Here is a 266-nt window from a genome sequence, read left to right as displayed (position 1 = left end):
ATATTCCGCGGGTGTCAGGCCAGCGAGGCTTGAGTGCGGACGGTGGTGGTTGAAGTCGGTGCGCCATGCGGCGATGAGATTGCAGGCATGACGCATGTTTTCGAACAGGTGCTCATTCAGGCATTCATCCCTCATGCGTCCGTTGAAGCTTTCCACAAATCCGTTCTGCATCGGTTTTCCCGGGGCGATGTGACCCAGCCCCCTAATCCGGGCCGTTCAGGTGTAGAATCCGTTCCTGTTTCTTTCTGTTGTTATGGTTGCGGTCA

1 pseudogene is annotated in these 266 nt (G+C 55.6%); it reads right to left on the bottom strand.

The features are described 5' to 3' along the window. Nucleotides 1–192, bottom strand: a pseudogene (locus tag Q1A75_RS24175) (transposase); the annotation flags it as partial. Nucleotides 193–266 lie beyond the last annotated feature (74 nt).

The organism is uncultured Tateyamaria sp. (assembly GCF_947504105.1).
In the GTDB taxonomy this organism is placed as follows: domain Bacteria; phylum Pseudomonadota; class Alphaproteobacteria; order Rhodobacterales; family Rhodobacteraceae; genus Tateyamaria.
This window is presented reverse-complemented; position numbering and strand designations above follow the sequence as displayed.